The sequence below is a fragment of the Caulobacter sp. GSs2 genome (assembly GCF_058680895.1).
The window spans coordinates 1,416,173-1,441,936 of record NZ_CM178725.1 but is presented as its reverse complement, the minus strand read 5'-3'; the positions used below and the strand labels follow the sequence as shown (position 1 = coordinate 1,441,936).

General features: G+C 65.7%; 21 protein-coding genes. 15 read left to right on the top strand and 6 right to left on the bottom strand.

Annotation, left to right across the window (positions count from 1 at the left end; all coding sequences use genetic code 11):
- Positions 1 to 51: 51 nt before the first annotated feature.
- Complete coding sequence (gene putA / locus ACW17Z_RS06975; protein ID WP_492058129.1) at positions 52 to 3,141, bottom strand: bifunctional proline dehydrogenase/L-glutamate gamma-semialdehyde dehydrogenase PutA; 3,090 nt, start codon at positions 3,139 to 3,141, stop codon at positions 52 to 54.
- Between the two features lie 433 nt (positions 3,142 to 3,574).
- Between putA and ACW17Z_RS06970 the strand changes: the two genes are divergently transcribed.
- Positions 3,575 to 4,042, top strand: a complete 468-nt coding sequence (locus tag ACW17Z_RS06970; protein ID WP_419254370.1) for an Lrp/AsnC ligand binding domain-containing protein — start codon at positions 3,575 to 3,577, stop codon at positions 4,040 to 4,042.
- Between the two features lie 36 nt (positions 4,043 to 4,078).
- Here the strand turns inward: ACW17Z_RS06970 and mnmA are convergent, their stop codons facing one another.
- From mnmA to flgK, 3 genes are read right to left on the bottom strand one after another with little or no spacing between them, the layout of a single operon-like run.
- Positions 4,079 to 5,287, bottom strand: a complete 1,209-nt coding sequence (mnmA, locus tag ACW17Z_RS06965) for a tRNA 2-thiouridine(34) synthase MnmA (protein WP_492058128.1) — start codon at positions 5,285 to 5,287, stop codon at positions 4,079 to 4,081.
- A gap of 34 nt (positions 5,288 to 5,321) precedes the next feature.
- The gene (locus tag ACW17Z_RS06960) at positions 5,322 to 6,242 is read right to left on the bottom strand and encodes a flagellin (RefSeq protein WP_419320228.1); all 921 of its coding nucleotides are present in this window, start codon (positions 6,240 to 6,242) and stop codon (positions 5,322 to 5,324) included.
- 9 nt (positions 6,243 to 6,251) lie between these two features.
- Positions 6,252 to 8,360 carry a flagellar hook-associated protein FlgK gene (flgK, locus tag ACW17Z_RS06955; protein WP_419320229.1) on the bottom strand — a complete coding sequence of 703 codons (2,109 nt, stop codon included), beginning with the start codon at positions 8,358 to 8,360 and terminating at the stop codon, positions 6,252 to 6,254.
- A gap of 403 nt (positions 8,361 to 8,763) precedes the next feature.
- Between flgK and ACW17Z_RS06950 the strand changes: the two genes are divergently transcribed.
- The 13 genes from ACW17Z_RS06950 to ACW17Z_RS06890 all read left to right on the top strand — a co-directional run bounded on the left by ACW17Z_RS06950 (position 8,764) and on the right by ACW17Z_RS06890 (position 22,450).
- A complete protein-coding gene (locus tag ACW17Z_RS06950; protein ID WP_492058127.1) occupies positions 8,764 to 10,464 on the top strand; it encodes a flagellar hook-length control protein FliK in 1,701 nt (566 codons plus the stop codon).
- A gap of 14 nt (positions 10,465 to 10,478) precedes the next feature.
- A complete protein-coding gene (locus ACW17Z_RS06945) occupies positions 10,479 to 11,216 on the top strand; it encodes a flagellar hook assembly protein FlgD (protein WP_419320232.1) in 738 nt (245 codons plus the stop codon).
- 131 nt (positions 11,217 to 11,347) lie between these two features.
- Positions 11,348 to 13,057 (top strand): flagellar hook protein FlgE, encoded by a 1,710-nt coding sequence (gene flgE, locus ACW17Z_RS06940; RefSeq protein ID WP_492058126.1) that lies wholly within the window; start codon positions 11,348 to 11,350, stop codon positions 13,055 to 13,057.
- Positions 13,058 to 13,225: 168 nt separating this feature from the next.
- Positions 13,226 to 13,507 carry a CtrA inhibitor SciP gene (gene sciP, locus ACW17Z_RS06935; RefSeq protein WP_062148715.1) on the top strand — a complete coding sequence of 94 codons (282 nt, stop codon included), beginning with the start codon at positions 13,226 to 13,228 and terminating at the stop codon, positions 13,505 to 13,507.
- 246 nt (positions 13,508 to 13,753) lie between these two features.
- Entirely contained in the window at positions 13,754 to 15,400 is a 1,647-nt protein-coding gene (fliF, locus tag ACW17Z_RS06930) for a flagellar basal-body MS-ring/collar protein FliF (RefSeq protein WP_492058125.1), read from the top strand.
- Positions 15,400 to 16,422, top strand: coding sequence for a flagellar motor switch protein FliG (gene fliG / locus ACW17Z_RS06925; RefSeq protein WP_419320236.1), 1,023 nt, complete (start codon positions 15,400 to 15,402; stop codon positions 16,420 to 16,422). The genes fliF and fliG overlap by 1 nt, the downstream gene beginning before the upstream one ends.
- 13 nt (positions 16,423 to 16,435) lie before the next feature.
- Positions 16,436 to 17,086, top strand: a complete 651-nt coding sequence (locus ACW17Z_RS06920) for a FliH/SctL family protein (protein ID WP_419320237.1) — start codon at positions 16,436 to 16,438, stop codon at positions 17,084 to 17,086.
- Between the two features lie 5 nt (positions 17,087 to 17,091).
- Complete coding sequence (gene fliN / locus ACW17Z_RS06915) at positions 17,092 to 17,427, top strand: flagellar motor switch protein FliN (RefSeq protein ID WP_492058124.1); 336 nt, start codon at positions 17,092 to 17,094, stop codon at positions 17,425 to 17,427.
- Between the two features lie 27 nt (positions 17,428 to 17,454).
- Positions 17,455 to 18,825, top strand: a complete 1,371-nt coding sequence (gene flbD, locus ACW17Z_RS06910; RefSeq protein WP_492058123.1) for a sigma-54-dependent transcriptional regulator FlbD — start codon at positions 17,455 to 17,457, stop codon at positions 18,823 to 18,825.
- Between the two features lie 124 nt (positions 18,826 to 18,949).
- A complete protein-coding gene (gene flhA / locus ACW17Z_RS06905; protein WP_419320240.1) occupies positions 18,950 to 21,052 on the top strand; it encodes a flagellar biosynthesis protein FlhA in 2,103 nt (700 codons plus the stop codon).
- 118 nt (positions 21,053 to 21,170) lie between these two features.
- Entirely contained in the window at positions 21,171 to 21,668 is a 498-nt protein-coding gene (locus ACW17Z_RS06900; RefSeq protein ID WP_492058122.1) for a hypothetical protein, read from the top strand.
- A gap of 109 nt (positions 21,669 to 21,777) precedes the next feature.
- On the top strand, positions 21,778 to 22,164 hold the full coding sequence (locus tag ACW17Z_RS06895) for a DUF4282 domain-containing protein (RefSeq protein ID WP_419320243.1): 387 nt from the start codon (positions 21,778 to 21,780) through the stop codon (positions 22,162 to 22,164).
- A gap of 4 nt (positions 22,165 to 22,168) precedes the next feature.
- On the top strand, positions 22,169 to 22,450 hold the full coding sequence (locus ACW17Z_RS06890; protein WP_492058121.1) for an antibiotic biosynthesis monooxygenase: 282 nt from the start codon (positions 22,169 to 22,171) through the stop codon (positions 22,448 to 22,450).
- On the opposite strand, the gene ACW17Z_RS06885 is transcribed toward ACW17Z_RS06890, so the two are convergent.
- The gene (locus ACW17Z_RS06885) at positions 22,447 to 22,866 is read right to left on the bottom strand and encodes a flagellar export protein FliJ (RefSeq protein WP_419320245.1); all 420 of its coding nucleotides are present in this window, start codon (positions 22,864 to 22,866) and stop codon (positions 22,447 to 22,449) included. The two genes, ACW17Z_RS06890 and ACW17Z_RS06885, sit on opposite strands and share 4 nt — an antisense overlap.
- Positions 22,863 to 24,200 carry a flagellar protein export ATPase FliI gene (fliI, locus tag ACW17Z_RS06880; protein ID WP_419320246.1) on the bottom strand — a complete coding sequence of 446 codons (1,338 nt, stop codon included), beginning with the start codon at positions 24,198 to 24,200 and terminating at the stop codon, positions 22,863 to 22,865. The genes ACW17Z_RS06885 and fliI overlap by 4 nt, the downstream gene beginning before the upstream one ends.
- A 652-nt stretch (positions 24,201 to 24,852) precedes the next feature.
- Here fliI and ctrA point away from each other — a divergent pair.
- Positions 24,853 to 25,548: a response regulator transcription factor CtrA gene (ctrA, locus tag ACW17Z_RS06875; RefSeq protein ID WP_419254388.1), complete on the top strand. Its 696-nt coding sequence runs from the start codon at positions 24,853 to 24,855 to the stop codon at positions 25,546 to 25,548.
- The last annotated feature ends 216 nt before the right edge of the window (positions 25,549 to 25,764 follow it).

Sequence of the window (25,764 nt, the reverse complement as noted above, 5' to 3'; positions counted from 1 at the left end):
ATGCCGTGTCTCGATACCGCTAACAACCGCCTGGTGGCGGTCGTCGCACGACTACAGATTCAGCAGCGCCGGATCGCCGCCCTGGGCCGTGATGTTGACGCTGACCGCCCGCTCGACCGCGTAACGCAGCAGGGCATGGGGGCCGCCGGCCTTGGGGCCGGTGCCTGACAGGCCTTCGCCGCCGAACGGCTGGACGCCGACGACGGCGCCGGTCATCGAGCGGTTCACATAGGTGTTGCCGGCCGGGACCAGGCGCTGGACGTCGGCTGCGAAGCTCTCGATCCGCGAGTGTATGCCCAGGGTCAGGCCATAGCGGCGGGCCGCCAGCGCGCCGGCGACCTGTTCCAGGTCTTCGGGGGCGTAGCGCACCACGTGCAGGATGGGGCCGAACACCTCGCGCTCCAGGAAGTCGGCGGCGGGGATCTCGGCCAGAACCGGCGCGAAGAAGGCGCCGGTGGCGGGGGCCTGCAGGACGTGCAGGATCTTGGCTTCGCGCTTGAGGCGGACCCTGTGCCGTTCCAGCGCTTCCTGGGCTTCGGCGTCGATCACCGGGCCGACATCGGTGACGGCCAGGGCCGGATCGCCCAGCACCAGGGCGTCCATCGCACCCTCCAGGCCGTCGATGATGTGGTCGGCGGTGTCATGCGGCAGGAACAGCAGACGAAGCGCCGAGCAGCGCTGGCCGGCGCTGCCGAAGGCCGAGACGATCACGTCGTCGATCACCTGTTCGCGCTGGGCGGTGGTGTCGACGAACATGCCGTTCAGGCCGCCGGTCTCGGCGATGAACGGGACGATCGGCCCCTGCCTTTGGGCGAGCGTCTGGTTGATGCGCCAGGCGGTCTCGGTGCCGCCGGTGAAGGCTACGCCGTCCAGCGCATCGTGGGCGGTCAGCACGGCGCCGACAGTCTCGCCGCGCCCGGGCAGCAGGGCCAGCAGGCGGGGGTCCAGGCCAGCGGCATGATAGAGCTTCACGGCCTCCATGGCGATCAGAGGGGTCTGTTCGGCGGGCTTGGCCAGCACGGCGTTGCCGGCGGCGAGCGCCGCAGCGATCTGGCCGGTGAAGATGGCCAGCGGGAAGTTCCACGGGCTGATACAGACAAAGACGCCGCGACCGGCCAGGCGCAGGACATTGGTCTCGCCGACCGGGCCTTTCAGCAGTTCGCCCTCGCCGAATTGATCCTCGGCCAGCACCGCATAGTAGCGGCAGAAGTCGACGGCCTCGCGCACCTCGGCGATGCCGTCCGACAGCGTCTTGCCGGCTTCGCGCGACAGGATGGCGATCAGGCGGTCGATATTGGCTTCCAGGGCGTCACCCATGGCGCGCAGGACCTTGGCGCGGGCGGCGCCGCCCGAACGATCCCACGCTGGCTGGGCGGCGCGCGCCAGACTGAAGGCCTGGTCGATCTGCGGCAGCTGGGCCTCGGAGACCACCCCCACGACCCGGCCTTCATCGGAAGGGCTGACCACCGGCTGCGGCGCGGCGCCGGCCGTCATCCGGCCGCCGATCAGTGGGCCCGCTGACAGGGTCACGGCGTCCAGCGCCGCCACGGCGGCGGTCAGGCGCTCGCGGTCGGCCTTGATGGAAAGATCGACGCCGGCGCTGTTCCGGCGGCGATCGCCATAGACTTCGATCGGGGTCGGGATCTTGGCGTGGCGGTCGGGATGGGCCTCGACGGCGTCGATGGGATCGACGACTACCTTTTCCACCGGCACCCGCTCGTCGAGCAGGGCGTGGACGAAGCTGGTATTGGCGCCGTTTTCCAGCAGGCGGCGGACCAGATAGGGCAGCAGGTCTTCGTGGCCGCCCACCGGGGCGTAGGCGCGCAGGACGATGCCGTCATAGAGGTCGTCGGCGGCCTTATACAGAGCCTCGCCCATGCCGTGCAGGCGCTGGTGTTCGATCTTGACGCCGGCGTTCTTGGCCATACGCACCACGGCGGCCAGGGTGTGGGCGTTGTGGGTGGCGAACTGGGCGTAGAGGTGCGGGGCGGCGGCGATCAGGGCCTTGGCGCAGACCAGGTAGGAGAGATCTGTGGCCGGCTTGGTCGAATAGACCGGATAGTCCGGACGGCCGGCGACCTGGGCGCGCTTGATCTCGCTGTCCCAATAGGCGCCCTTGACCAGGCGCACCATCAGGCGACGGCCGGTCTCCTGCGACAGGGCGGACAGGCGGGCGATCACCTCGGGGCAACGCTTCTGGTAGGCCTGGACGGCCAGGCCAAGACCGGTCCACGCGCCCAGCTCCGGCTCGCGGCACAGGCGGTCCAGCAGCTTCAGCGACAGCGCCAGGCGGTCGGCTTCCTCGGCGTCGATGGTGAAGTTGATGTCGTACTTGGCGGCGATCAGGGCCAGACGCAGGACGCGGGGATAGAGTTCGTCCCAGACCCGGGCTTCCTGCGTCGCTTCGTAGCGCGGGGTCAGGGCCGACAGCTTGACCGACACGCCATGGCCGGCCTCGGGGCCGACGCCGTTAGACAGTTTGCCCACCGTCAGTATGGCGTCGGCATAGGACTTTTCATAACGCTCGGCATCGGCGGCGGTGCGGGCGCCTTCGCCCAGCATGTCGAAGCTGCAGATGTCGTTGTCCTGCGCAGCGCGCTTGATGGCCGCCTCGATGGTGCGGCCCAGCACGAACTGCTCGCCCATGATGCGGATGGCCTGGCCGACAGCGGCGCGGATGACGGGCTCGCCCAGGCGGCCGGCGATCTTCTTGATGAAACCGGGCAGGTCCTTCTGGGCCTGGTCGTCGGGCTCGACGATCTTGCCGGTCAGCATCAGGCCCCAGGTCGAGGCGTTGACGAACAGGCTGTCGGAGCCGCCCAGGTGGCTGGCCCAATCGGCCGAGCCGATCTTCTCGGCGATCAGCTTGTCGCGGGTATCGTCGTCGGGGGTGCGCAGCAGGGCCTCGGCCAGGCACATCAGGGCCAGACCCTCGCGGGTGCCCAGGCTGAACTCCTGCAGGAAACTCTCGACCACGCCCTGTTTGCGAACGCTGCGGCGGGCGCCGCGCACCAGGGCCTCGGCCTCGGCGCGGACGGCGGCGCGATCTTCGGAGGTCATCGCCTCGGCGGCCAGAAGATCGCCGATCACGGCGGCTTCGTCGCGATACTTGCCGTTGTCGAGGCTGTCCCAGTCGGTCATGCGCTTACCCTTGGGGTGGAATGATGATCAACGGTATATGGAGGCCTGATGCGAATGTGCTTCGTTTGTCGCGAAATCAGACCGTAGAAACTTCAGCGCAATGGCCCCATTTGGCGCTTTTTCTCCAGACGGCTCTGCCGGGCGGCGTAGCGACGCAGGACCTGGCGGCAGAATGACCTTGAAAGAGAGAGGTGGGAAGGGACGCGACTAGGGGGGAGACGCGCGTCCCTTCCGCTCTCGGCGGCGCCCTGGGGGAAAGGCGCCGCTGGTGTCCCCAATCAGGCGGGGACAGGGTCTTCGGGGATTCCGGGCGCCGTCTGGAGAAACGGCGGGGCGGAACCGGCTAGGACGCTGTGTGGTATAGCCGCATGTTTTCTGAATGTGCTTTGCTTTATGTGACAATTTTACGAACAATCTTCGAGGAAAGGCGCGAATGGCCAGTTCCGCTCTTGATGACACCGATCGCCGCCTGTTGAGGGTTCTGCAGGCCGATGGCCGCATCACCAATGCCGAGCTGGCCAAGCAGTGCAACCTGTCGCCGGCCGCCACCTTCGATCGCGTGCGTCGCCTGCGCGAGCGCGGCTTCATCACCGGCTATGCGGCGCTGCTGGACCCGGCCAAGGTCGATCGCGCCCTGCTGATCTTCGTTGAGGTGATGCTGGAGCGCACGACCGGCGAGGTGTTCGAGGACTTCGCCGCCGCCGTGCGCCGCGCGCCCGAGATCCTGGAGTGCCACATGGTGGCCGGCGGCTTCGACTATCTGATCAAGGCCCGGGTGCGCGACATGGAGGCCTATCGCGGCTTTCTGGGCGACATCCTGGTCAAGATGCCCGGCGTGCGCGAGACGCGGACCTATGCCGTGCTGGAAGAGGTCAAGAGCACGGTGCAGCTGCCGCTTTGAACATGACGGGCCGCCGGGCCTGGAGCCCAAGCGCGGCTAAACCGCGACTAGCGCCCGCACCGTGCTGGCGATGAAGCCGCCGCCCAGCACCCGATCGGGATCGGCGGGGTCGTAGAGCACGCAGGCCTGGCCCGGGGCGACGCCTTCTTCGTGAGTGTCGAACACCACGCGCAGGTCGCCGTCGACCATCGCAAGATGCCCCGGCACCGGTTCGCGGGTTGAGCGCACGCGGGCCAGCACGGGCTGGCCGGCTTCCGCTGCAGCTTCGAGGCTGTCCTGGCCGCCCAACCAGTTGCCTTCCTTGAGCACCAGGGAGGCTGTCAGCAGCGCCTCGCGCGGGCCGACGATCACCTGGCGCAGGTCGGCGTCGATGCGGACCACGAACAGGGGATCGCCGACGGCGATGTTCAGGCCCCGGCGCTGGCCGATGGTGTAGCGGGTGACGCCTTCGTGCTGGCCCAGCACGCGGCCGTCCATGTGCACGATGTCGCCCGGGATCGCGCCGTGCGGGCGGATGCGGTCGATCACCGTGGTGTACTTGCCCTCGGGCACGAAGCAGATGTCCTGGCTGTCGGGCTTGTCGGCGATGGCCAGGCCCAGCTCGGCGGCGACGCGGCGCACCTCGCTCTTGGGCATGTCGCCCAGCGGGAAGCGCAGGAAATCCAGCTGGTCGCGCGTGGTGGCGAACAGGAAATAGCTCTGGTCCTTGGACGGATCGCCGGCCCGGCGCAGCTGCGGCCGGTTTCCGGACATGCCGCGCTGGACGTAGTGGCCGGTGGCCATGGCCTCGGCGCCCAGGTCGCGGGCCACGTCCAGCAGGTCGCGGAACTTGACCGTCTGGTTGCAACGCACGCAGGGGATCGGTGTCTCGCCGCGCAGATAGGCGTCCGCGAACTCCTCGATCACCTGTTCCTTGAAGCGGCTTTCGTAGTCGAGGACGTAGTGCGGGATGCCAATGCGCTCGGCGGCCATCCGGGCGTCCATGATGTCCTGGCCCGCGCAGCAGGCGCCCTTCTTGGCGATGGCCGCCCCATGGTCGTAGAGCTGCAGGGTGACGCCGACCACATCATAGCCCGCCCGGGCCAGCAGGGCCGCAGTGACCGTGGAATCCACGCCGCCCGACATCGCCACAACGACGCGAGCGCCCGCAGCAAGCCCCACCGCCTCACGAGCCATCTCGACTGCGCGGTCGGCCAGGGCCCCGGGAAGGGCATGATCGAGAATGTCGGCGTCCATCGCGGCCATATAGCGCTTCAGGGCCGGCTTTGCGAGGTTTGCCCTACTTCAGAACGTTCAGCAGCGACGAGCTCTGCAGGCTGGCGAACACCTGGGCCGCAGCCTGGACCGCCAGTTGGGCGGCTTCGAGCCGGGTCACGGCCTCGGCCATGTCGACATCGACGATGCCGCCGACCATGCCGGTCAAGGTGTCGGCCTGGTCCTTGAGCTCGACGCCGGCGTTCTCAAAACGCTTCTGGACCAGGCCATTCTTGCCCTGCGTGTTGAGAGCATCGGTATGGGCGGCCTTGAAAGTGCCGACCATGCCTTCAAGGAAGGTGTGTTGGGTGCTGGTCAGGGGGCTGCCAAACGGACCATTGGCCTCGACATAGGCCTGCACCTGCTTGAAGGCGTCGAAGGCCTTGGTGGCCAGGGCGTCACCCAGGACGCCGGTTTGCACCGTGGTCTGCTGGTCGATGCGGTTGGTGGCGATATAGGTGTCGTTCTTGAAGAGGTCGGCCGTCGTCGGCGCGACGGTCAGGTCGGCCATGGAGTTGGCGGTGGTCGGGGCGGTGTCGGTCAAGGCGCCGGCGAACACGTAGCGGCCATTGGATTTGGTGTTGACGCCCTGGGTGACGTTGCTGAAGGCCGCTTCCAGCTGTTGCATCAGGGTCGCGCCGCCGGCCGCCATGGCGTTCTCGATCGCCGCCCGCCCGGTCTGGATGCCGTCCGCGACCTGGCCTATGCCCGTGTCCTGCATGTCCAGCCGGTTGGCGACCAGCTTGGTCTGGTCGATCAGGCCCTCGATCTTCGCCTGGGCGCTGCGCATGGCGGTCAGCACCTCGGCGTTCTTGGAATAGCCCTTCAGGTCGTTGGCGACCTTCTGGCTGGCGACCTGTTCGCCCAGTATGTTCTGGCGCTGCTGGGCGCGCATCAGGTTGCTGGTCATGATGCTGTAGTTGGAGCCGGTTGAGACGCGGGTCATCGGTCAGCCTCAGAGGATGTTCACGAGGACATCGTACATGTCCTTGGTCGCCTGGATCAGGCGGGCGGAGGCGTTGAACGCCTGCTGATAGGTGGTGAGATTGATCAGTTCCTCGTCGAGATTGACCCCCTCCTGCCCCTGGCGCTGGGTGTCGACCTCGATAGCCACCGCTTCGGCGGCGTCCTTGCGGCTTTCGGCGGCGGCGGCCTTGCGGGCGATCGAGCCGCTGAAATCGGCGGCGTAGCGCAGCAGGCTGGTCTTGGTAGCCGAGGCGCCGCCGACGGCGGCGAAATCCGCCATGGTGTCGCCGGCCTTGGCCAGGGCCAGGGCGCCGCGTCCGTCGCCGACGGCCAGGGCGATCACCCCGGCGCCCGCCGAGAGGTTCAGCTTGGCGAAGGGCAGGCGGGTGGGGTCCTGATCCATGGCCGGATTGACGACGAAACGCTCACCGCGGGTACTGCGTTCGGCGGGCCCTACGCCGAACAGCTGGGTGATCGACGGTCCGCCCATGCCGCGCTCGGTGTCGTCCGAGGCTACCGAGAGGCTGACCGTCGAGCCGGAATAGGACGTGAAGTTCATCGCGCCCTTGGCGTCCAGGGCGAAGGTTCCATAGAGCCCTACGCCGCCGTTGCGGGCGTTCAGCGAGTCCATCAGGTCCTGCATCGTGGCGCCGGCGGGCACCGAGACGTTGACGTCCCGGATGCGGCCGCCGTCGGTGTCGGTCAGGCGCAGGGTGATCACGTCGCCAGTCGTGAAGCCGTGCGGATCGCTGGCGGTCAGGCCTGTCTCGTAGGGCGAGAAGCTCTTGGTCTGGACGATGTCGTTAAGGCCGAAGAAGTGGCTGAAGCCCTTGCCGATCTTGTTGGACGGCGTGGTCGGGTCGTCGGCGACCACCACCCCGTTGCCGGCGCTGGCGCTGAGGCTCAGGGCGCCGTTGCCGAACGAGGCCGTGCCCTGGCCGGCCAGGGCAGTGTTCAATTGGGCGATAAAGTCGGTGTTGGTGAAGCTGGGGCCTGCCGCGCCATTTACCGTCATCGTGCCCAGGTCGAAATCGATCTCGACCTTTCGCTGGATGACGCCGCTGGAGTCGGTGATGGCGATCGTGGTCTTGCCGGTGAAGTGGTCGAGCGCGGTGGCTTCGTCCAGGCCGGTATTGCGACCGGTCAGCGAGGACGGGGCCGGAACGGACGAGGCGGCGTTGGAGGCGCGATTCAGCTCTTCCGACGCGCGGGTGACGAACTCGCCCAGCTGGTCGGACAGATTGGGCAGCTCGGTATTGCGCAGGTCCAGCAGGCCCTTGAGCTCGCCGCTGGAGATGTTGAGCGCGACCGGGATGTCGCCGCCATTGGCCTGGATGACCTGCAGGAAACCGGTCGCCGTGCTCGACTTCTGATACGAGATCACCGCCGCGCCGTCGCCGGCCAGGCTGAGCCCCTCGGTCGAGCGCACGATGACGCCGCCGTTGGCGCGCTGGCTGACCTGGATGTTCATCAGGCTCGAAAGCTCGTCAATCAGGCCGCTCTGGACATTCTCCGAGCCCGTGCCATCGGCGCCGGCCACCTTGGCCCGGGTGATATCGGTGTTGAGCGTGTTGATCTGCTGCAGCAGGTCGTTGACCCGCTCGATGTCGGAGACGATCCGGTTGTCGGCGTCCTTACCCAGGCTGGAGAGGGTTGAGGTGATCCGGCTCGACTCGCCCAGGAAATCGTCGACCCGCGTCAGGGCCTGGGTGCGCAGCAGGCTCGAGGATGGGTCATCCGAGGCCTTGGAGAATGCCGAGAAGATGTCGTCCAGCTTGCCGAAATAGCTGTTGTCGCCGCTGGGGTCGCCAAACAGGTTCTGGGCGGTGTTCAGGTTTTCGGACAGAGCCGAGGCCCGGCCGGCGTCGGATATCGCGTTCAGGCTGGCCGACTGCAGGAAGCGGTCGGTCGCGCGCTTGATGGCGTCTATGCTGACGCCGACGCCCACGCCGTTCGAGATCAGGTTCGATTGGCTGATCGTTTTGCGGACGTAGCCCGAGGTGTTGACGTTGGCGATATTGTCCGAGACGACGCGCAGACCCGTTTGGGCCGCCATCATCCCCGAGCTCGCCGTGTTCATGATGGAATTCAGAGTCACGCGAACGCTCCCGACAGCCCGGCAATCCGCGAACCACGCGACGCGCCCTTGCCCGGCGAAAAGTGCCGGGCGGCGGAGGGGCCAAAGCCCTCGATATGTGCCAAGCCACTGAAATTCATGGCATTTTGTTCCAAGCGCCGGCTATTCGGCAAGTTGTGATGCGCAAGGAGGGCGCCAAGTGGGGGCGCGACCGGGCGACGCGGCAAGCCACGCCCCTGACAACCCCATTCGACTCGGCAAAAAGCGCCGCCGACCGACGATTTCAAGTTATAAACAAGGAATTAAAGTCAATAAAAACAAGATGATAATCTGCAATGGCGGGTTGGCCCAACGGTTGCTCAGGGAGGTCCAGACAAAGGCGCGTTCGTCATGAACCGCTGCACTCAACGGACCGAGCCCACGAATGACCGTGATCGCCGCCACCGCCGCCACACCTTCCTTCAGCCCCTCATCGGGCGCTGGCGGTCAGGGCGTGGATCAAGGCTTTGATGCGCTTCTCGCTGTTGTGACGGCGAGTGACGAGCCGGCCCCGCCCAGGAACGCTCCGACCCAAGGGGCGAGCAAGACCGCCGACAAGGCCGACCTCGCCGACAAGGCCGCAAGGGCTGACACTGCGTCCGCCAAGGCAGAAGAGGCCGCCGCCGCCGCAGCCCAGGCTCAGGCTTGCGACGCCGCTGAGGACGCCGCTGAGGACGCGGCAGCGGAAGACGTGGCAGAGGCCGCCGCCCAGGCCGAAGCGGCCGCGCTGGCCGCTGCCACCCTCGTCGCGGCGATGATGCCGCAGACGGAAGAGACCTTTGTCGCCTCCACCCTTCCGGATGTTGACGCTACAGCTTCCCTCGTTTCCGCACCGGCGCCGATCCCTTCCGACCTAGTCGCTTCTCAAGCACTCTCAGCAGCCGTTCCAGCCCCGAGCGAAGCCGCCCTTGACGCCGCGTCGCTGATCGCCCCCACGCTCGCCGAAGCGGCGACCACGGGCCAGGGCGTCGTTACGCCGCCTGTCGCCGATGCGAGGGGCGCCGCTTCGGCGCCTGCCGCGACGGCCACAATCGATATTCCCGAGAGCGCCCTGCTGGAAGCGCCGATCGCGGCGGAAGACGCCGGCGTCGACATCGCCGCTCTGGCTGCACAGGCCACTCAGACACCGACCGTCGCCGCCAAGCCGGCGCTCCAGGCCGCTCCGGCCGTCGCCGCGCCTGCGGTCGACGTGACGATCACCGCAGAGCCCGTTGTTATCGCCGCCGAGGTCGAAGCCTCGCCGGTTGTCGCCGCGCCTGTCGTCGAAACCGCCCCGCCGGCCGAGGAGACCGTAAAGGTCGTCGCCCAGGCCGCAGCCGAGACCGTCACGAAGGTCGCGACGGCCACGATCGCACCGATCGATGCCGAACCTGCCGCGTCAACCGAAGCTGAAACCGTCAAGATCGCGGGTGTCGAGACCGCTTCGCTCGCCGACCAGGCTGGCGCCGATCAGGGTGGTGACGCCCAACAAGGCGGTCAGGGTCAGGGTCAGGCCAGCGCGGAGGCGCTGAGCGCCGGCGCCATCGACGCCGCGGCGACCCCGGATGCCCCCACGATCTCGCAGACCACGGCCGCGACCGTCGCCGCCGGCCCTGAGGTCGCTCCGGCCCTGCGGGCCGAGACGCGCGGTTCACCGGAGACGGTGGCTCAGCTTTCGGCCGAGATCCTCAAGAAGCTCGACGCCCAGACCACGCGCTTTGACGTGGCCCTGACGCCGGAAGGCCTGGGCAAGGTTGATGTTCGCATCGAGATCGGCCGTCACGGCGCGCTGACCGCTTCGATGGCCTTCGACACCGCCCAGGCGGCCGCCGAACTGCGAAGCAAGTCGGCCGAGCTGCGCCAGGCCTTGTCGCAGGCCGGCTTCACGATCGCCGACAACGCCTTGCGCTTCGATGTGTCCAGCCAGGGCGGCCAGAACGGCCAGAACGCCTTCTTCAATTTCAACGGCGGCGAAGACGGCCGCCGGGCCTGGTCGGGCAAGGCCTTCCAGTCCGCCCAGAACGACGACGCTCCCATCCTTTCCGCTTCAGATCTGCTGCCCGGGCTTCGAATGGCCCCCGACAGCGGTCTGGACATCAGAATTTAGAGAGAGACCGCGCCATGGCCACCGCCGCAGTTTCGGGCTCCAACGCAACGCTCGACAAGATCAACAACTCCCGCAACACCCTGGCCAGCAGCAAGGAGACCTTCCTCAAGCTGCTGACCACCCAGATGAAGAACCAGGATCCGTTGTCGCCAATGGATTCCAACGCCTTCACGGGTCAGATCGTCCAGATGACGGGCGTCGAGCAGCAACTGGTCACCAATGACCTGCTGGCGGCCCTGGTGGGCATGAACGACGGCGGCATGACCCAAGCCGTCGCCATGATGGACAAGCTGGCCACAGTCGAAACCGACAAGGCCGTGCTCAAGGACGGCGAGGCCACCTGGTCTTACGAACAGAGCCGCGCGGCCAGCAGTGTGAAGGTCGAGGTCATCGACAAGTATGGCAAGACCATCAGGACCATACTGCCCGAGGATATGTCCAAGGGGGATCACACTCTTGAATGGGACGGCAAGAGCGATGACGGCACCGCCCAGCCCGCAGGCGGCGCCTACACCCTGAAGATCACCGCCAAGGACGGCGAAGGCAGCACGATCCCCGCGACGTCGAAAGGTCGTATCGAGGGCATCGTGACGGCCATCACCAATGATAGCGGCCAGAACATGGTGACCATCGGCGGCGCGAAGTACCCGGTCGATTCCGTGATCGGCGTCACCAACCCTCCGGCCCCGACTCCGGCGGCCACGACGACCGCCAACACCACAACACCCAACGCGACGGCGGCTGCGGCCTAACCGTCACCACCCGATGAACCGGGCGTCAGAATGACGCCGACGCGGCTCTCCCCGGAAATGGTTTCCGCCGAGCCCAAACGCAAACCGCGCTGAACCCCCAGTCATTTGATATTCAACGCAGGAATTTCGTCATGAGCATCAACAGCGCCATGCTTTCGGGCGTCTCGGGCCTCATCGCCAACTCGTCCGCCCTGGCTGCGATCTCGGACAACATCGCCAACGTCAACACGGTTGGCTACAAGCGTTCCACCGCCAACTTCTCGACCCTGGTCACCGCGCAGAGCAAGAACGCGACCTACAGCGCCGGCGGCGTCAAGGCGCTGACCCACCAGTTCATCACCCAACAGGGCCTGACCCAGTCCTCGACATCCAATCTTGACCTGTCGATCTCCGGCTCGGGGTTCTTCGTCGGCACCGAAAAGCCGGAAGGCCTGACTGCCACTGACACCCGCTCGTTCACCCGCGCCGGTTCGTTCCAGCTGGACAATCTGGGCTATCTGAAGAACGACGCCGGCCTCTATCTGCAAGGCTGGCTGGCCGATCCGGTGACCGGCGACATCACGCCCGACCCGTCGGACCTGACCCAGCTGGACTCGATCAATGTCGGCACCGTCGGCGGCACGGCCGAAAAGACCACCCGCGCGGCCGTCAACGCCAACCTGCGCTCGGAACAGCCGATTTCGCCCCAATCGAAGGTCATCCTGACCAAGAACGCCATCCCCGACAGCACCCCGAACAATTTCAACTACACCGTCGCCTACGCCGCGACCGGCACCGACGGCACCTATGACGTCGAAATCCGCAAGGCTGGCGTCCTCGTCGCCGCCGGTCAGAACGTCTATGACACCACCACCGGCGCCTTCGTCAGCAGCACCCTGCCCGGCACCATGCCAAACGTGGAAACCAGCGGCACCGGCGCGGCGACGCCGACTGTGACGCTGACGGCGTTCGGCATGAACACAGATGCGGAAGTCATTGCCGGCAACATCTACGACGCCGGCAACAACTCCATGTCCGACTACGCCCTTGACCCGCTGAAGGGCGTCAAGCCGGACTTCGAAATCCAGGTTCCGGTTTCGGACTCCAAGGGCGGCCAGCGCACGGTCACCCTTTCCCTGCTGAAGGGCAACGGCCCCAATGAATGGTTCGCCGAAATTCGCGCCAAGCCCGGCGACCTCGACAACTATCCCAATGGCCAGATCAGCTCGGGCAAGGTGGTTTTCACGACGGATGGCAAGCTTTCCACCGTCGGCAACCTGTTTGGCGGCACCACCCCGACCTCGATCTCGATCGGCGCCTCGGATCCCAACTACGTCGCTCCCGCCCCGACATTGCCGCCGACGCCTGAGCCGCCCCGCTGGGCCGACGCCCTGGGCATCGACGCCCAGAGCATCCAGATCGACCTGGCCAACGCCGCCGGCGGCCTGACCCAGTTCAACAGCCAGTCGGTGGTCCAGTCGGTCAACACCAACGGCACCGCCTTTGGCAACCTGACCAACATCGAGGTCGACGACGAGGGCTATGTTTCGGCGATCTTCGACAACGGCGTCACCCGCCGGATTGCCCAGGTCGCCGTTGCGACCTTCTCGAACGCCAACGGCCTGAAGGGCGTGAATGGCAATGCTTACCGCGTGACCAACGAGAGCGGCACCTACAGCCTGAAGACCCCAGGGCAGGGTGGTGCTGGTGTCATCGCGCCTTCCACACTGGAGGCATCGACTGTCGATCTGTCCACTGAGTTCACCGGACTGATCACGACACAGAGAGCCTACTCCGCTTCATCAAAAATCATCACGACGGCTGACCAGATGCTTGAGGAACTCTTGAGCATTAAGCGATAGTTATAGGTATTAACTCGATTTAATAGCCGTGTTCCACATCGGCACACTAAAGACTTCAGGGGGAAGCTGGTGTTTAGGCCTTTCTTTACTATTGGAATTAAGCCGCTGTTATTGGCTGGCGCCTATAGTGACCTTCAACAGTGATGGTTGTGGGAAAGGCGTAAAGCCATGTTGCAGCAGCAGCGCACGAACAGCCGGGGTGAGAAGTACGTTATCGGTCCGACCGGTGCGCCTCTAACTCTCTCCGACTTGCCGCCTCCGGAAACCCAGCGTTGGGTTATCCGGCGGAAAGCCGAGGTAGTCGCCGCCGTTCGCGGGGGTCTGCTCTCGCTCGACGAAGCGTGCGATCGATACAAGTTGACCAATGAGGAATTCCTCAATTGGCAGCAATCGATCGACAAGCATGGCCTGGCGGGTCTGCGGACCACCCGGCTCCAGCAGTACCGCTAACGGCGGGCTTGAAAGATATGGGTTTTCCGGCCGTTGGTGGTTGGAGGCCTGTTCTGGAACGTTCAGCGGCCGCGCCCTTCCCAGGGCGCGGCCGCGACGTTTTGGCGCTTCAGGACCGGCTCGGGTCCGCCAAATATAAACGCCTCGTTTACCTTGAACTGGGTAAATCCTGCCTAGCGACGGAAGCCTGCAGGCAACCGGCGCCATTGTCCCCCGTCGGGGTGGCTTTCTGGGGGATTGGCCTGAGTGGATAGCTTTCTGAGCGCGATACAGAGGTTCGGCGTTGGCCGGCTCGCCGCTCTGATCGGCGTGGGCGCCGGCGTGGTCGCCATTCTGGTCGCCCTGGTCATGTTCATGGGCAAGGAGCCTACTGAGCTCCTGTATTCCAACCTCGACCTGAAGGAAGCTTCGGAAGTCACCCAGGCCCTGGATCAGGCCGGTGTGAAGTACGAGACCAAGGGCGATGGCTCGACCATCATGGTGGCGCGCGACAAGGTCGCCTCGGCCCGCCTGCTGGTCGCCGGCAAGGGTCTGGTGACCTCCGGCTCGGTCGGCTACGAAATTTTCGACAGCAGCAACGCCCTGGGCCAGACCGATTTTGTCCAGCAGCTGAACCGTCAACGCGCCCTGCAGGGCGAGCTTGAGCGCACCATCAAGGAATGGCAGGGCGTCAATTCGGTCCGGGTCCACCTTGTGCTGCCCAAGCGCCAGATCTTTGAAGAAGACGCCGAGCAACCCTCGGCCGCCGTCACCATCAGCACGGGCGGCCGCGAGCCGTCGGCCGAGATGGTTCGCGCCGTGCAGAATCTGGTCGGGGGTTCAGTCGCCGGCATGAAGCCGGAGAAGGTCAACGTCATCGACCAGCACGGCAAGACCCTGTCGGCCGCCAGCGACGAAAGCCTGGCCGGGCAACTGGCCCAGGATCGCAAGTCCGAGGCCGAGGCCCGCATCGCCAAGACCGTCAAGGACATGATCGAAGGCGTGCTGGGCCCCGGCAAGGTGCGCGTCAATGTCACCGCCGAGCTCGATCTGAACCGCATCACCGTCCAGGAAGAAAAGTTCGATCCCGAGGGCCAGGTGATCCGTTCGGAAAGCACCAACGAGTCGGGCAACAGCGAAACCAAGAACGACGACACCAACGGCGTCTCGGCGGCCCAGAACATCCCGGGCGGCGCCCCCGGCGGCTTCCAGGCGCTGGGTTCGCGCTCGAACGCCAACGAGAGCGTCACCAACTACGAGATCTCCAAGTCGGTCCGCACCGAGGTGACCGAGCCGGGCACAATCAAGAAGCTGGCCGTGGCCGTTGCGATCGATGGCGTCACCGCCCCGGCCGGCAAGGACGGCAAGCCCGGTGCCTATACGCCCCGAACCGAGGAAGAGCGCGCCCAACTGGAAGATCTGGTCAAGACCGCCATCGGCTTCGACGCCGCGCGAGGCGACCAGGTCAAGGTGACCAATATCCGCTTCCCGCAGCCTGAGGACCAGGCCCTGGGCAAGGACGGACTGCTGGCGGCCTTTGGCAAGAACGATATCATGCGCATCGCTGAGCTGGCCGTGCTGGGCATCGTGGCCATCCTGATCCTGCTGTTCGCGGTCCGCCCGTTCGTGAAAAACATGATGACGCCCTCACCGCAGCAGATCACGCTGGGCGCGCCACAGGTGACCCGCATGGTCACCCTCTCGGACGGCTCGACCCAGGAAGTTGTGATCGACAAGTCCGGCGAGCCGATGGCCATCGCTGGACCCGGCGCCGAGATCGACCAGCGCATCGACATCGCCAAGATCGAGGGTCAGGTGAAGGCCTCCTCGATCAAGCGGGTGTCCGAGTTCGTCGACAAGCATCCTGATGAATCGGTCGCGATCCTGCGCACCTGGCTGCACGAGTCGACCTGATGGCCATGAAAGCGTCCGTCAACGATGTGAGCAAACTGGCCGGACCTGAAAAGGCCGCGATCGTTTTGCTGTCGCTTGGCGAAGATCACACCCGCATCTGGGAAGCCCTGGATGACGAGGAGATCAAGGAAGTTTCTCAGGCCATGGCCGGCCTGGGCACGGTCTCGGCGTCGGTCGTCGAAGAGCTGCTGGTCGAGTTCGTCTCGGGCATGAGCTCGACGGGCGCGATCATGGGTTCGTACGAGCAGACCCAGCGCCTGCTGAACTCGTTCATGCCGCCTGAAAAGGTGGACGCCCTGATGGAAGAGATCCGCGGTCCTGCGGGTCGGACCATGTGGGACAAGCTGGGCAATGTGAACGAGGCGGTGCTCGCCAACTATCTGAAGAACGAATACCCCCAGACCGTCGCCGTGGTGCTGTCCAAGGTGAAGTCCGACCACGCCGCCCGCGTGCTGGCGTCCCTGCCGGAAGACTTCGCCCTGGAATGCGTCACCCGCATGCTGCGGATGGAGCCGGTGCAGCGCGAGATCCTCGACAAGATCGAGCAGACCCTGCGCACCGAATTCATGTCCAACCTGGCGCGCACGTCCAAGCGCGACAGCCACGAGATGATGGCCGAGATCTTCAACAACTTCGATCGTCAGACCGAGGCCCGCTTCATCGCCGCCCTGGAAGAGCGCAATCGCGAGGCCGCCGAGCGTATCCGCGCCCTGATGTTCGTGTTCGAAGACCTGTCCAAGCTGGATCCAGGCGGCGTCCAGACCCTGCTGCGCGCCACCAGCAAGGAACAGCTGGCCCTGGCCCTGAAGGGCGCCTCGGACAAGCTGCGCGAGATGTTCTTCTCCAACATGTCGGAACGTGCGTCGAAGATCATGCGCGAAGACATGGAGAGCATGGGTCCGGTGCGTCTGAAGGACGTCGACCAGGCCCAGGTGGCGATGGTTCAGGTCGCCAAGGACCTGGCCGCCAAGGGCGAAATCATGCTGGCCGGCTCGGGCAGCGACGATGAGCTGATCTACTAGGGGAGATGGCAGCATGAACGACATCCCCCACAAGCGTTTCGCCTTCGACACCGTGTTCGACGATCGCGGCGGCATGCGCGAGCCTCCGGCCCGGCCCAAGCGCAGCTTCACGCCTGAAGACGTCGAGCTCGCCAAGGCCGAGGCTTATGCGCAGGGCGAACGCTCGGCTGTGGCGCGTGCCGAACAGCACGCCGCCAACGCCCTGAACGAGATCGCCGGCGCTGTGCGCGAAGCGTTTTCGACCCTCGCCGCCGTGGCCCATGAGCATCGCTCGGGCTCGGCCTTGCTGGCCCTGGCTGTGGGCCGCAAGATCGCCGACGCCGCCCTGGAACGCTTTCCCGAAGCGCCTGCTAGCGCGGCCCTGGTGGCCTTGGCCCGCGAGGTCGAGGCCCAGCCCCGCATCATCGTCCGCGTGTCGGCGGATCTGGTCGATCGCACTCAGGCCGCGCTCGAAGAAACCGCTCATGCGATCGGCTTTCCGGGTCAGATCGCGGCCCGCGCCGACAGCAACATGCCGCCTGCCGCCTTCACCTTCGACTGGGGTGATGGCCGGGCGTCCTTTGATCCTGACGAGGCGACGCGACGTGTCGCCGACGCCCTCGAAGCGGCCATCGCCGCCGAGGGACTCCACGCTGAACCCCTGCTTCCCGCTAGCGAAAGCTGACTGCCATGGCCGAAGACAATCTCACGCTCGACGAGTTCGGGGGCCAGATGCTGGCTTCGGAGATGCCCGTCGAAATCAGCGACAAGATCGCTTCCGACCTGGCGCCGGTGTTCGATGTGCCAGTCAATATCTCGGCGGTTCTCGGGCGCGCCCACATGTCCGTCGCCCAGCTGCTGCAACTGGGCCAGGGCAGCATTCTGGAGCTGGACCGCAAGGTCGGCGAGGCGATCGACATCTATGTGAACAACCGGCTGGTGGCCCGGGGCGAGGTGGTCGTCGTCGACGAGCGCCTGGGCGTGACCATGACGGAAATCATCAAGGACGGTGACGCGGCGGGCTGAGCCTGACGCGTCAAGGAGGACAAGATCATGCGGCTTCTCGTCGTTGGTAAACTGAACGGACAGCTCTCCGTCGCCGTGAAGATGGCGATGAACACGGGCGCCAAGGTCTCGCACGTTGAGACCATCGAGCAGGCGACCCACGCCCTGCGCGCGGGGCAGGGGGCCGACCTGCTGATGGTCGACTACTCGCTGGATATTGCGGGCCTGATCGCGGCCAATGAAGCCGAGCGGATCCGGGTGCCGGTCGTGGCCTGCGGGGTCGACGCAGATCCGATGCGCGCCGCCGCCGCTATCAAGGCCGGGGCCAAGGAATTCATTCCCCTGCCGCCGGACGCCGAACTGATCGCCGCCGTCCTGGCCGCCGTCACCGATGACGAGCGCCCGATGATCGTCCGCGATCCGTCGATGGAGAACGTCATCCGCCTGGCCGACCAGGTCGCCCCCTCCGACGCCTCGATCCTGATCACTGGCGAAAGCGGCTCGGGCAAGGAGGTGATGGCCCGTTACCTCCACAGCAAATCGCGCCGCGCCAAGGCGCCGTTCATCAGCGTCAACTGCGCCGCCATCCCCGAGAACCTGCTGGAAAGCGAGCTGTTCGGCCACGAGAAGGGCTCCTTCACCGGCGCCATGGCCCGCCGCATCGGCAAGTTCGAGGAGGCCAACGGCGGCACCCTGCTGCTGGACGAAATCAGCGAGATGGATACCCGCCTGCAGGCCAAGCTGCTGCGCGCCATCCAGGAGCGCGAGATCGATCGTGTCGGCGGTTCCAAGCCGGTCAAGGTCGATATCCGCATCCTCGCCACCTCCAACCGCGACCTGACCGCTGCGGTGAAGGACGGCACGTTCCGCGAAGACCTGCTTTACCGCCTCAACGTCGTGAACCTGCGCCTGCCGCCGCTGCGCGAGCGCCCGGCTGACGTGATGAGCCTGTGCGAGTTCTTCATCAAAAAGTACTCGGCCGCCAACGGCGTCGCCGAAAAGCCGATCTCGGCCGAGGCCAAGCGCCGGCTGATCGGCCACCGCTGGCCGGGTAACGTCCGCGAGCTGGAAAACGCCATGCACCGCGCGGTGCTGTTGTCGCCTGGCTCCGAGATCGAGGAATTCGCCATCCGCCTGCCGGACGGTCAGCCCATGGCTCCCAACCCCGACGCCGCGGTCGCGCGCGGAGCCCAGATGGCCGCCGACGCCGTGTCGCGCGCCTTTGTCGGCTCGACGGTGGCCGAGGTCGAGCAGCACCTGATCATCGACACCCTGGAGCACTGTCTGGGCAACCGCACCCACGCCGCCAATATCCTGGGCATCTCGATCCGGACCCTGCGCAACAAGCTCAAGGAATATGGCGACGCCGGCATTTCGGTGCCGCCGCCGCAGGGCGGGATGGGCTCCGCCGCCGCCTGAATCCCTGCGGGCGCCGCGACCATCGGTCCGGCGCCTGACATGGCCAATTTGAATTAAGGAACTGGCGACCGCGCGCAAATCGCTTCATGCGCGAAGAGCCTGCTCCAAGGGATCGACGCACTGAATGGCTGACGCCGCCCTGCCCAAGACCAGCTCTTCGATGCCCAGCGCCAGCTCGCTGTGGGCGGGGATTCTGCGCGGCGAAATGGGCCTGGCGGTCGGCGTCGTCGGCATCATCGTCCTGCTGATCCTGCCGGTCCCGCCCATGCTGCTGGACCTGCTGTTGGCGATCTCGCTGACCGGCTCGGTCCTGATTCTGATGACGGCGGTTCTGATCAAGAAACCGCTGGAATTCACCTCGTTCCCGACCGTCCTGCTGGTGGCGACCCTGTATCGCCTGGGGCTGAACATTGCCTCGACGCGCCTGATCCTGGGCCATGGCCACGAAGGCGCGCACGGCGCCGGCGCGGTCATTGAGGCGTTCGGCAACCTGATGATGCAGGGCAACTTCGTCATCGGCGTGATCGTCTTCATCATCCTGGTGGTGGTGAACTTCATGGTCGTCACCAAGGGTTCTGGCCGGATCGCCGAAGTCGCGGCCCGCTTCACCCTGGACGCCATGCCCGGCAAGCAGATGGCCATCGACGCCGACCTGTCGACCGGCCTGATCGACCAGGACACCGCCAAGCAGCGCCGCAAGGACCTGGAGCAGGAATCGACCTTCTTCGGCGCCATGGACGGCGCGAGCAAGTTCGTGAAGGGCGACGCTGTCGCCGGCCTGATCATCACCGCCATCAACATCATCGGCGGTATCCTGATCGGGGTTATCCAGCACAAGATTCCGATCGGCGAGGCCTCGGCCACCTATACGCTGATGACCATCGGCGATGGTCTGGTCAGCCAGATCCCGGCCCTGATCATTTCGATCGCGGCGGGCATGGTCGTCTCCAAGGCCGGCGTCGAGGGCTCGGCCAACGCCGCCCTGACCAAGCAGCTGTCGATGAACCCCGTGGCGCTGGGCATGGTCTCGGCCTCGTCGGGCGTCATGGCCCTGATCCCCGGCATGCCGATCATTCCCTTTGCAGCGCTTTCGCTGGGCGCGGGCTTCCTGGCCTATCGCCGCTCGATGACCGCCAAGCAACCGCCGCAGCTCGATCCGGCCCTGGCTGAAGCCATCGCCAGCGAGCCCGAGGAAGAGCCGATCAGCGCTTCCCTCGCGATCGATGACGTCAAGATCGAGCTTGGCTATGGCCTACTGACCCTGATCAACGACCTGGACGGCCGCCGCCTGACCGACCAGATCCGCGCCCTGCGCAAGACCCTGGCCACCGAGTTCGGCTTCGTGATGCCGCCGGTGCGCATCCTCGACAACATGCGCCTGGCCAACCAGGGCTATGCGATCCGCATCAAGGAGATGGAAGCCGGCGCCGGCGAGGTTCGCCTTGGCATGCTGATGGCCATGGACCCGCGCGGCGGCCAGGTCGAACTGCCCGGCGAGCATGTGCGCGAGCCGGCCTTTGGCCTGCCTGCCACCTGGGTGGCCGACGACCTGCGCGAGGAAGCCACTTTCCGCGGCTATACCATCGTCGATCCGGCCACCGTGCTGACCACGCACCTGACCGAGATCCTCAAGGAGAACATGGCCGACCTGCTCTCCTACTCGGAGGTGCAGAAGCTGCTGAAGGACCTGCCGGAAGGCCAGAAGAAGCTGGTCGACGACCTGATCCCGTCGGTGGCCACCGCCACCACCGTGCAGCGCGTGCTGCAGGCCCTGCTCAAGGAGCGCGTCTCGATTCGCGACCTGCCGCAGATCCTGGAAGGTATCGGCGAGGCTGCCCCGCACACCAGCTCGGTCACCCAGCTGGTGGAACAGGTCCGCGCCCGTCTGGCCCGCCAGCTGTGCTGGGCCAATCGCGGCGACGACGGCGCCCTGCCGATCATCACCCTCTCGGCCGAGTGGGAACAGGCCTTCGCCGAATCCCTGGTCGGGCCCGGCGACGACAAGCAGCTGGCCCTGGCGCCGTCGCGTCTTCAGGAATTCATCCGGGGGGTTCGCGAGGCCTTCGAGCGCGCCGCCCTGCAGGGCGAGGCCGCTGTTCTGCTGACCAGCCCTGGCGTGCGCCCGTATGTGCGTTCGATTATCGAGCGTTTCCGGGGCCAGACCGTGGTGATGAGCCAGAACGAGATCCATCCGCGGGCGCGATTGAAGACCGTCGGCATGGTCTGACGGCGCGCCGGCGATCCGTCCTGACAGCCTGCAGTGTCGGGCGCCCGTCGGAACCGCAGCCGTGCGGCGACGTTAGTTTCCCGGTTAGGGGGCTGACCGACACCGACGGAGCCTTCAAATGGACAGCCAGAAAATCGCCCTTTTCGCCGCCGCCGCGACCCTGACTTTCGCTGGCGCAGCCTTCGCTCAAAGCACCACGGCCATGCCCACGCCAGGCCAGCAGATCCCGCAAGCGGCCTCTCCGGCGGCGGATCCGGCCCTGCCCGCCACAACGCCGATTCCGCCGGCCCTGCAAACGCCGGCCGACATGACCGGCGCCACGACCGCCAACCCGCCGGCCCAGCCCAGCGCCGACACCAGCGCCGCGCCGGCCTCGGCAACGGTCAGCAGCGACTTCAAGGTCGGCGCCGAGGTCAAGGACCCGGCCGGCGTGTCGGTCGGTACGATTTCAGGCGTCAGCGCCGCAGCCGATGGCTCGGTCAATCTGGTTGTCACCAACGGGGGCGTGAAGTTCGCCCTGCCCAGCGCCAGTCTGTCTTCCAACGCTGGTGCCCTGACGACCACGGCGACCAAGGCCCAGATCGACGCGACTCTGGCCGGCGCCAAGCCTCAGTAAAGGCTTCGTCCTTCTGAAGCTCTGGCCCGCTCGGCATTGCCGAGCGGGCTTCGCGCTGATAGCGATGCGCCAAGACGGCGGTTTTGTCGCCGATTTCGGGTCTGTTCTTATGCCTCCGGCCAACAAGACAAAATCCAGTAGCGCCCTGTTCTGGGACCTCCTGACCTTCGACCGGCTGGTGACAGGTCCGGTGATCCACCTGATCTATTGGGCCGGCCTTGGCGTCGTGGCGCTGTTCGGCTTTTCTGTCGTCGGCGCCGCCGTGGGCCTGGCGCTCAAGGAGCCCGGCATCGGCTCGCTGCTTCTGGCCTTCCCGGTTCTGATCGCGGGTCTGCTGGTCGCCGGCGCGATGGTGTTGCTCTGGCGCGCTTTCTGCGAGTTTTATGTGGCGATCTTCCGGATCAGCGAAGACCTGCGAGCCCTGCGCCAGACCAGCGACGCCGACCACGCCTTGATTCGCGCCCGTCCTCCGCGCGAGACCTCACAAGCCGACTGACGGCATGCCTCAGGTTCTGATCATCCATGAAGTGGCCGACTATCCGGCCTGGAAGACCGTGTTCGACAACGCCGCCGACATCCGGCGCGAGGCTGGTGAACGCAGCTATCAGGTTCTGAAATACGATAGCGACCCCAACAGGATCGTCCACTTCTCGACATGGACCTCGCACGACGACGCGCGCCGCTTCTTCGAGTCGCCGCGCCTGGTGGAGATCCGCCGCATGGCCGGCGTGAAGGCTCCCGAGTTCCTCTATCTTGACGAACTGGAGGCCGGCATCCTCTAGCGACCGGCGACAGCCTTGCGGCGCAGGCCCAGCTCGTCCAGCTGGGCGTTTTCGAACGCGCTCATCTTCTTGCGCTGCAGAACCTTGGCCGCCTCAGCGACGTGCTCGTACTTCTTCAGCGCCTCGAAGGCGAAGGATAGTGCGTCGCGAGCGCCCTGTTCCTCGATCTGGCACTGTTCGATCTGCAGCATCATGGTGGCGCGCTTGCGCTTGGATCCCTCGCGATAGCTGGTCATCATCCAGGCCGCTTCGCTGCAGGTTTCGGCTTGCTTGGCTTCGGCTTCAGCTTCCGCGTCCAGCATCACCACGCGCAGTTCGGCGGCCATGCGGCGCTCGACGATGTCGGCCAGTCGCTTCTGCAGGGTCTCGACCTCGTGGGTCGAGATCCGGATCAGGGATGCGGCCCACTTGGTCATGCGTGGTCACTTTCAAGGATACTGCCCAGGTGTCCGAAGGAATCGTCGAGGCTGGTGGCCTCGTCCTTGTCCTGGCTTAGGAACTCTTCGATCGCCGGATTGAGGCGGATGGCGCGGTCGACCACGGGATCAGCCCCGGCGCGGTAGGCGCCGATGCGGATCAGTTCTTCCATGTTGGCGTAGGCGGCCATCACCTGGCGGGCGCCTTTGACGATCATCCGCTCATGGTCGTATTGGCAGCCCGGCATGGTCCGGCTGATCGACTTAAGGACGTTGATCGCCGGGAAGCGGCCGCGCTCGGCGATGGCGCGCTCCATGACGATGTGGCCGTCCAGGATACCGCGCGTGGCGTCGGCGATGGGCTCGTTGTGGTCGTCGCCGTCCACCAGCACGGTGAACAGGGCGGTGATTGGCGCTGCCGTGCTGCCGTCGGGACGGATCGGGCCAGGCCCGGCGCGCTCCAGAAGCTTGGGCAGTTCGGTGAAGACGGTGGGCGTATAGCCCTTGGTCGTCGGTGGCTCGCCGGCGGCCAGGCCGATCTCGCGCTGGGCCATGGCGAAGCGGGTGACCGAGTCCATCAGGCACAGCACTTCCAGATCCTGGTCGCGCAGATATTCGCAGATCGACAGGGTCATGTAGGCGGCCTGGCGGCGGGTCAGGGCCGGCTCGTCCGAGGTGGCGACCACGACGATGGCGCGCTTGAGGCCTTCCTCGCCGAGGGTCTCTTCGATGAATTCGCGCACCTCGCGGCCCCGTTCGCCGATCAGGCCGACGACGACGGCGTCGCAGGTGGCTTCTTTCGCGAGCATCGACAGCAGCACCGACTTGCCGACACCCGAGCCGGCGAAGATGCCCAGGCGCTGGCCGCGGCAGGTGGTGGTGAAGACGTTCATCGACCGCACGCCCAGGTCAATGCGCTCGCCGACCCGGCCGCGGGCATGGGCGGGTGGGGGGGCGGCCTTGAGCGGGTAGGGCACCTCGCCCTGCGGCAGTGGGCCAAGCCCGTCGATGGGCTCGCCAAAGGCGTTGATGATGCGGCCCAGCCACGCCTTGGTCGGCCGCACGGTGGCGCCTTCGGGCATGATGCGGATCTCGGCGCCGGGGGCAACGCCCTCGACGGGACCGAAGGGCATCAGCAGGGCGCGGGTTTCGCGGAAGCCGACGACCTCGGCCGGCAGGACGGGCAGGCCCAGCCGGTCGATCTCGACCCGAGCCCCGACCGCCAGCCGCGTCAGACCGCCGCGCGCCTCGATCAGGAGGCCATTCACGGCGGCGACGCGACCGGAAATGGTCAGCGGGTCGATACGTTCAATGGCGGCGATCAGGCTACGCAAATCAGCTCTCGGCAGTGAGGCTCCATCCTCGACCGACAGCGTTAACCACCTGTGAAATTAGGGATGTGCCGGGGGCAGGTTGGCGGTGAAAAACGCTGCGATGGCCGCGTTAAAGGTGTGGTGGAACGCCGCACGGTCGAAGCCTGGGGCGCTGGAGCATGGCATCGGCAGGGGTGTCTGCGTGAAAGTCGCCATAAGGCCACAAGACGTCGAAATGCACGTCGGCCGACTGTCTCCGGAATTCTGAAATCCAGACCCGCGACTGACCGTCGCGGAGGCCGTCGCGACGACGTCGGAAAGCCCTCGAAAATCTCAGCGACAGAACGCCGCAATGGCGTCGCAATGCCCAGCGGCGTCGCATCCTCACCCAGGGCTTGGCCCTGGGGGCGATAACCGTGGAGGGGCGGGGTTTTAGCGATTTCGCGGTGCGGGAGAATCCGCTTTGGCAGGCTTGAAAGTCATCCCCGACGAATTTGCGCTGCGACTCAGCGACCGCTTGCACCCGATTCGCAAATCAGATTAACCATTCTGCCAACAGGATCATTCACCATTAACCAGTCTTAAATTAACTCGCCGCAAAGTGCAGGCAGGGTTAATCAGGCGGCTTCCGCCAAGACGTCGAATAACGCCACCGAGTGGCGTGGAGGGGCTCATGCGCGTACTGTTGATCGAGGATGACAGCGCAACAGCGCAGACCATCGAGCTGATGCTGAAGTCTGAAGGCTTCAACGTCTATACGACGGATCTCGGCGAAGAAGGCGTCGATCTGGGCAAGATCTATGACTACGATCTGATCCTGCTCGACCTCAATCTGCCTGACATGAGCGGCCTGGATGTTCTGCGCACCCTGCGGGTGGCGAAGGTGAACACGCCGATCATGATCCTGTCGGGTTCGTCGGAAATCGACACGAAGGTGAAGACCTTCTCGGGCGGCGCCGACGACTACATGACCAAGCCCTTCCACAAGGACGAAATGATCGCCCGCATCCATGCGGTAGTCCGTCGTTCCAAGGGTCACGCTCAGTCGGTCATCAAGACCGGCGACATCGTGGTCAATCTCGACGCCAAGACGGTCGAAGTGAACAGCAACCGCGTTCACCTGACCGGCAAGGAATATCAGATGCTGGAGCTGCTCTCCCTGCGCAAGGGCACGACCCTGACCAAGGAGATGTTCCTCAACCACCTGTACGGTGGCATGGACGAGCCGGAACTGAAGATCATCGACGTCTTCATCTGCAAGCTTCGCAAGAAGCTGGCCGCCTCGGCCCAGGGCAAGCACCATATCGAGACGGTCTGGGGCCGCGGCTATGTGCTGCGCGATCCGAACGAGCAGGTCGCCGCCGCCTGATCGGCGCGCCGATTCTCTTTCGTACAAGCAAAGCGCTCGCCCCAAAGGCGGGCGTTTTTCTTTTACAGTCATAGGCTTGGCCATAGATCGGCCGGGCTTTGAACCTCTTCCGTGACAAAACGACCGAAGCGCAGAATAGTGCTTGCCGCCGGAAAGGCTCACGGCCATGTTCCGGCGCAGCGATTGCTGGGGGGCTACCCAGCCGTGTCATTTTGA